Source organism: Amycolatopsis sp. SID8362, assembly GCF_010550475.1.
Taxonomy (GTDB): Bacteria; Actinomycetota; Actinomycetes; order Mycobacteriales; family Pseudonocardiaceae; genus Amycolatopsis; species Amycolatopsis eburnea.
The window spans coordinates 1-5,542 of record NZ_JAAGNB010001788.1; the positions used below are offsets into that span (position 1 = coordinate 1).

Annotated in this window: 6 protein-coding genes and 1 pseudogene; 3 read left to right on the forward strand and 4 right to left on the reverse strand. The window is 70.0% G+C overall.

The window, feature by feature from the left end:
* Both G3I65_RS54765 and G3I65_RS54770 read right to left on the reverse strand, forming a co-directional pair.
* A partial coding sequence (locus G3I65_RS54765; RefSeq protein WP_160704383.1) for a TRAM domain-containing protein occupies positions 1-148 on the reverse strand: 148 nt, incomplete at its 3' end.
* On the reverse strand, positions 145-2,178 hold the full coding sequence (locus tag G3I65_RS54770; RefSeq protein WP_309236118.1) for an APC family permease: 2,034 nt from the start codon (positions 2,176-2,178) through the stop codon (positions 145-147). The genes G3I65_RS54770 and G3I65_RS54765, both read right to left, overlap by 4 nt.
* A 92-nt stretch (positions 2,179-2,270) precedes the next feature.
* On the opposite strand from G3I65_RS54770, the gene G3I65_RS54775 reads away from it, so the two are divergent.
* Together G3I65_RS54775 and G3I65_RS54780 are read left to right on the forward strand one after the other, a co-directional pair.
* Complete coding sequence (locus G3I65_RS54775) at positions 2,271-2,936, forward strand: TrkA family potassium uptake protein (RefSeq protein WP_125315779.1); 666 nt, start codon at positions 2,271-2,273, stop codon at positions 2,934-2,936.
* Complete coding sequence (locus G3I65_RS54780; protein WP_160704385.1) at positions 2,933-3,589, forward strand: TrkA family potassium uptake protein; 657 nt, start codon at positions 2,933-2,935, stop codon at positions 3,587-3,589. The genes G3I65_RS54775 and G3I65_RS54780 overlap by 4 nt, the downstream gene beginning before the upstream one ends.
* Before the next feature lie 318 nt (positions 3,590-3,907).
* Here G3I65_RS54780 and G3I65_RS54785 read toward each other — a convergent pair whose 3' ends face one another.
* Together G3I65_RS54785 and G3I65_RS54790 are read right to left on the reverse strand one after the other, a co-directional pair.
* Entirely contained in the window at positions 3,908-4,627 is a 720-nt protein-coding gene (locus G3I65_RS54785; protein WP_160704387.1) for a DUF3159 domain-containing protein, read from the reverse strand.
* A 9-nt stretch (positions 4,628-4,636) separates the two neighbouring features.
* Positions 4,637-5,017: an OB-fold nucleic acid binding domain-containing protein gene (locus G3I65_RS54790; protein WP_003074944.1), complete on the reverse strand. Its 381-nt coding sequence runs from the start codon at positions 5,015-5,017 to the stop codon at positions 4,637-4,639.
* A 136-nt stretch (positions 5,018-5,153) separates the two neighbouring features.
* On the opposite strand from G3I65_RS54790, the pseudogene G3I65_RS54795 reads away from it, so the two are divergent.
* A pseudogene (locus tag G3I65_RS54795) lies at positions 5,154-5,542 on the forward strand (alpha/beta hydrolase); the annotation flags it as partial.

The window sequence follows — 5,542 nt, forward strand, 5'->3', positions numbered from 1 at the left end:
TGTCCTCGGTGACCTCGACGCGGACCCGCTCGCCCGGCAGCGCGTGCCGGACGAACACGACGCGGCCGTCGGCGCGCGCCACGCAGTGGCCGCCGTGCGCGACCGGTCCGACCTCCACCTCGAGGACCCGGCCCAGCCAGCTCGTCATTCGGCAGGCTCCTTCGGCTTCGGGGCGGCCGCCTGCTTGCCGTTGGGCGAGAACCCGCGCCGGACGTCGCCGGCCGCGGGCCGTTCGTTCCGGACGCGCGCGGCCGCCTTGGCCGAGGACTCGAGCTGCCACGGCACGCTCGCCACGATCACGCCGGACTGGAACAGCAGGCGCCCCTTGAGCCGCAGCGCGCTCTGGTTGTGCAGCACCTGCTCCCACCAGTGGCCGACCACGTACTCCGGGATGAACACGGTGACCACGTTGCGCGGGTTGTCGCCGCGCACGCGCTTCACGTAGTCGAGCACCGGCTTCGTGATCTCGCGGTAGGGCGACTCGACGACCTTCAGCGGCACCTTGAAGTTGTGCGCGTCCCACTCAGCGGTGAGCCTTCGCGTGTCGGCATCGTCCACATTGACCGTCACGGCTTCGAGGACGTCCGGGCGCATCGCCTTGGCGTAGGCCAGCGCGCGCAGCGTCGGACGGTGCAGTTTGGACACCAGGACGATCGCGTGGTTGCGCGACGGCAGCACGGTCGGGGTGTCGCCGAGGTCCTTCAGCTCGTCGGCGACGCGGTCGTAGTGCCGCCGGATCGCCGTCATCAGCACGTAGATCGCCACCATGGCGGCGATCGCGATCCACGCGCCGAGCAGGAACTTCGTGATCAGCACGATCACCAGCACGGTCGCGGTCATGGTCAGGCCGATCGCGTTCACCGTCTGCGAGCGCCGCATCCGCCGCCGCACGCCCGGGTCGGTTTCCTTGGCCAGCAACCGGTTCCAGTGCCGGATCATGCCGGCCTGGCTCACCGTGAACGACACGAACACGCCCACGATGTACAGCTGGATGAGCCGGGTGACCTCGGCGTCGAAGGCGATGATCAGCACCAGCGCGAACGCCGCCAGGAACAGGATCCCGTTCGAGAACGCGAGCCGGTCGCCGCGCGTGTGCAGCTGCCGCGGCAGGTAGCGGTCCTGCGCCAGGATCGAGCCCAGCACCGGGAAGCCGTTGAACGCGGTGTTCGCGGCCAGCAGCAGGATGATGCCGGTGGAGAAGGAGATGTAGTAGAAGGCCGGCGGGAAGTCGGCGAACACCGCGTGCGCGATCTGCGCGACGATCGTCTTCTGCTCGTAGCCCGCCGGCGCGCCCGCGAGCTGTTCCGCCGGGTCTTCGGCGAACTTGACGTCGGTGATCGTGGCGAGCGTGATGATGCCGACCAGCATGGTGACCGCCAGCACGCCCATCATCAAAAGCGTGGTCGCCGCGTTCTTCGACTTCGGCTTCCGGAACGCCGGGACGCCGTTGCTGATCGCCTCGACCCCGGTCAGCGCCGCCGCGCCGGAGGAAAACGCCCGCAGCACCAGGAACGCGTACGCGACGCCGGCGAAGGTGCCTTCGGCGTTCAGCGTGAACCCGGCGCTCTCGGCCTTCATCTCGGTGCCGGTGGCCGCCTGCAGCAGGCCCCACACCACCATGGCCAGAATGCCCAGGATGAAGCCGTATGTCGGGATCGCGAAGGCCTTCCCCGACTCGCGGATGCCGCGCAGGTTCAGCGACGTCAGCACGACGACGATGACGATCGAGGCGAGCACCTTGTGCTGGGCCACCCACGGGACGGCCGACCCGATGTTGGCCACGCCGGACGAAGTGGACACGGCGACCGTGAGCACGTAGTCGACGAGCAGCGCGCTGGCCACGGTGAGGCCGAACTTGCCGCCCAGGTTGGTGTTCGCGACCTCGTAGTCACCGCCGCCGCTGGGGTAGGCGTGCACGTTCTGCCGGTAGGACGCGACGACGACGAGCATGACCAGCGCCACGGCGATGCCGATCCACGGCGCCAGCGCGTAGGCGGACAAGCCCGCGACGCTCAGCGTCAGGAAGATCTCTTCCGGCGCGTACGCGACGCTGGAGAGCGCGTCGGACGCGAAGATCGGCAGCGCGATGCGCTTGGGCAGGAGCGTGTGAGCGAGCCTGTCACTGCGGAACGGACGTCCGAGGACCAGGCGTTTCAGCACGGTCGGGAACTTCGACACCACGGAAGCGTAACTGTCCGGGCGCACGGTAGGTTCGGCGCTGGTATGTCGGGGGTAAGACGGACGGGTAACCGCCGAAGAGGAGGCAGGGCGTGCACGTGGTGATCATGGGATGCGGCCGGGTAGGCGCGTCCCTGGCCGCTGCGCTGGAGCGGCTCGGCCACGAGGTGGCCGTCATCGACAAGAACCAGCAGGCGTTCCGCCGGCTCGGCAGCGACTTCCACGGTCAGCAGGTCGTCGGCGTCGGCTTCGACCGCAAGGTGCTCGTCGAGGCGGGCATCGAGCGGGCCGGCGCGTTCGCGGCGGTGTCCAGCGGCGACAACTCGAACATCATTTCGGCGCGGGTCGCGCGCGAGAACTTCGGCATCGAGCACGTCGTCGCGCGGATCTACGACCACAAGCGCGCGGCGGTGTACGAGCGGCTGGGCATCCCGACGGTCGCGACCGTGCCGTGGACCACCGACCGGTTCCTGCGGACGCTGCTGCCGGACGGCGTGGCGTCGGCGTGGCGGGACCCGTCGGGCAACGTCGCGCTGCTGCAGCTGCCGCTGCACGAGGGCTGGGTCGGGCACTCCGTCCGGTCCCTGCAGGAGGCGACCGGCGCGCGCGTGGCGTTCATCATGCGCTTCGGCACGCCCGTGCTGCCGGACAACAAGACCGTGGTCCAGGACGGCGACGACGTGTGGGTGGCCGCGCGGTCCGGCACCGTCAGCGACGTGACCAGCGTGGCGCACCGCGAACCGGAGGACGAAGCATGAGGGTCGCGATTGCGGGCGCGGGCGCGGTCGGGCGCTCCATCGCCGCGGAGCTGATCGACGGCAGGCACCAGGTGATGCTCATCGAGCGGGAGGCCGACCAGTTCGAGCCGCACGCGGTCGAGCAGGCCGACTGGGTGCTCGGCGACGCCTGCGAGGTGTCGATCCTGGAGGAGTCCGGGATCGAGCAGTGCGACGTCGTCATCGCCGCGACCGGCGACGACAAGGCCAACCTGGTGGTCTCGCTGCTGGCGAAGACGGAGTTCGCGGTGCGGCGCGTGGTGGCCCGGGTGAACAACCCGGCCAACGAGTGGCTGTTCACCGACGCCTGGGGCGTCGACGTGGCGGTCTCGACGCCCCGGATGCTGGCGGCGATGGTCGAGGAAGCGGTCAGCGTCGGCGACCTCGTGCGGCTGATGACGTTCCGGCAGAGCAACGCGAACCTCGTCGAGCTGACCCTGCCGGCGGAGACACCGCTGGCCGGGAAGCCGGTGAGCGAGCTGTCGCTGCCGCGCGACGCGGCGCTGGTGACGATCCTGCGGGGTGACCGGGTGATCGTGCCGCAGCCGGAGGACCCGCTGGAGCCGGGCGACGAGCTGCTGTTCGTGGCGACCGCGGACGTGGAGCCGGAGATCCGGACGGCGCTCGGGTACTGAGGACGCGAAGAAGGCCCCTGGCCGGTGTGCCGGGGGGCCTTCTGGTGTGTCTTGGCGGGGCCCGGCGAGTGCCGCGAATGGCTCGTTCGGGACCGCCGGCGCCGTGAATGGGCCATTGGCGACATTCGGCGGCCGGAACTGTCGGTGCCTGCCGGTAGCGTGGAAAACGGGGGCGCCCCCACGCGCGGGGGTTGTGGCTTGCCGCGTCCGGCGACAGGGCCTCGGCAAAGTCGCGCCGGGGTGGGGCGCCGTGTCTTGGATGACTCATTCAGGTCGCCGGAGGTCCTGAATGACTCATTCAAGACACCGGCGTCCGGCTCAAGCCTCCGGGGCCGCGTACTTCTCGCGCAGCCGGGCTTCGACCTCCGCGTCCGTCTCCGGTGTCGGTTCGGTCTCCGCCAGCGCCTTCAGGCGCTTGTCCGACCGCCGCACCGCCCACACGACCACCAGCAGGCCCAGCGCGTACAGCGGGTACCCCATCGCGATCTTCGCGAAGGCCAGCCAGCCCGTGTAGTCCTCCTGGTACAGCCAGCGCTGGACCACGAACCGGGCGGCGAAGATCAGTGCCATCGCCAGCGTGGCGATGTCGTAGCCGTAGCGGGACGGCTTGTCCTTGCGCCAGGCGTGGCCGCTGCCGTTGAGCATGTTCCAGACGACGCCCGCGATCGGCCAGCGGACGACCACCGACAGCACGAAGACGCCGCAGTAGATCAGGCTCGCGTAGATCCCGAACAGGAAGAAGCCCTTCGCGGACCCCGTCCGGTAGGCGATGAACGCCGCGATCGCGACGCCGAAGAACCCCGAGATCGCCGGCTGCAGCGGCTCCTTGCGGACCAGCCGCAGCACGGTGATGGCCACCGCGCTGCCGATCGAGGTCCAGATGGCCGCGGTCAGCCCGAAGAACGAGTTGGCCAGCACGAAGACGATCACCGGCAGCGACGAGTAGATCAGGCCGGACACGCCGCCCATCTGCTCGAGCAGGGTCGGCTGCGGTTCTTCCGCGTCGGTCTTCTTCTCGCTCGGGGCGGGTTCAGTCACGATGGGTGATCAACTCACTGGGCTCTGGAGCTCGTAATAGGGGTTGTACAGCACCTTCTGGCCGTCACGCTCGGCCATCCGGCCGCGCACCTTGATCGTCCGGCCAGGCTCGATGCCCGGGATCCGGCGGCGGCCGAGCCAGATTAGCGTCACGCCCTGTGTTCCGTCGAACAGCTCGGCCTCCAGGGTGGCGGCCTCGTTCGTCGGGCAGAGCTCCACGCTGCGCAGTCTCCCCATCACGGTGACCTCTTCACCGGAACGGCAGTCACAGGCCCGCTGCGCCCCTTCGGCGCCCGACCTCATCGACATTTCGTCTGCGTCGAGATCCTCGACGTCGCTGGTCAGCTTGCGTACCAGCCGGCTGAAGTAGCCGCCGTCTTTGGCGGACATAGGTGCTCCTGTGCTCCGGGGCCCCCGACATAACTGCTTGCGGCCCGTGCGATTCCAGCGTACTGCGGTCCCCGCCAGGGAAACGCCTTTGCGCAAAGATCGCAACGTGACGTCCGCGATCAGAGTTCCCGCCGCGGTGCTGCTGCCCGGCACCGGCTCGGACGAAGTGTTCGTCCGGGCCGTCTTCGAAGGGCCGCTGCGCGCCCTCGGTGTCCCGCTCATCGCGCCACCGCCGCCCCCGGGCGCGGCGCTGGCCGACGGCTACCTGGCGGCCCTGGACGCGCTGGCGGCCGACCACGGCGAGCTGCTCGTGGGCGGCATTTCGTTCGGCGCGCACCTGGCCGCGGAGTGGGCCGTCCGCAACCCGGGCCGTTGCGGGGGCCTGCTGGCCGCTCTCCCGGCCTGGAACGGCATCCCGGGCCCAGCACCCGCGTCGCTCGCCGCGACGCTGTCGGCGGACCTGGTGGCCGGTTCCGGCGTTGAAGCCGCGCTCGCGCAGACCGCGGGCAGCCCGGACTGGCTGCG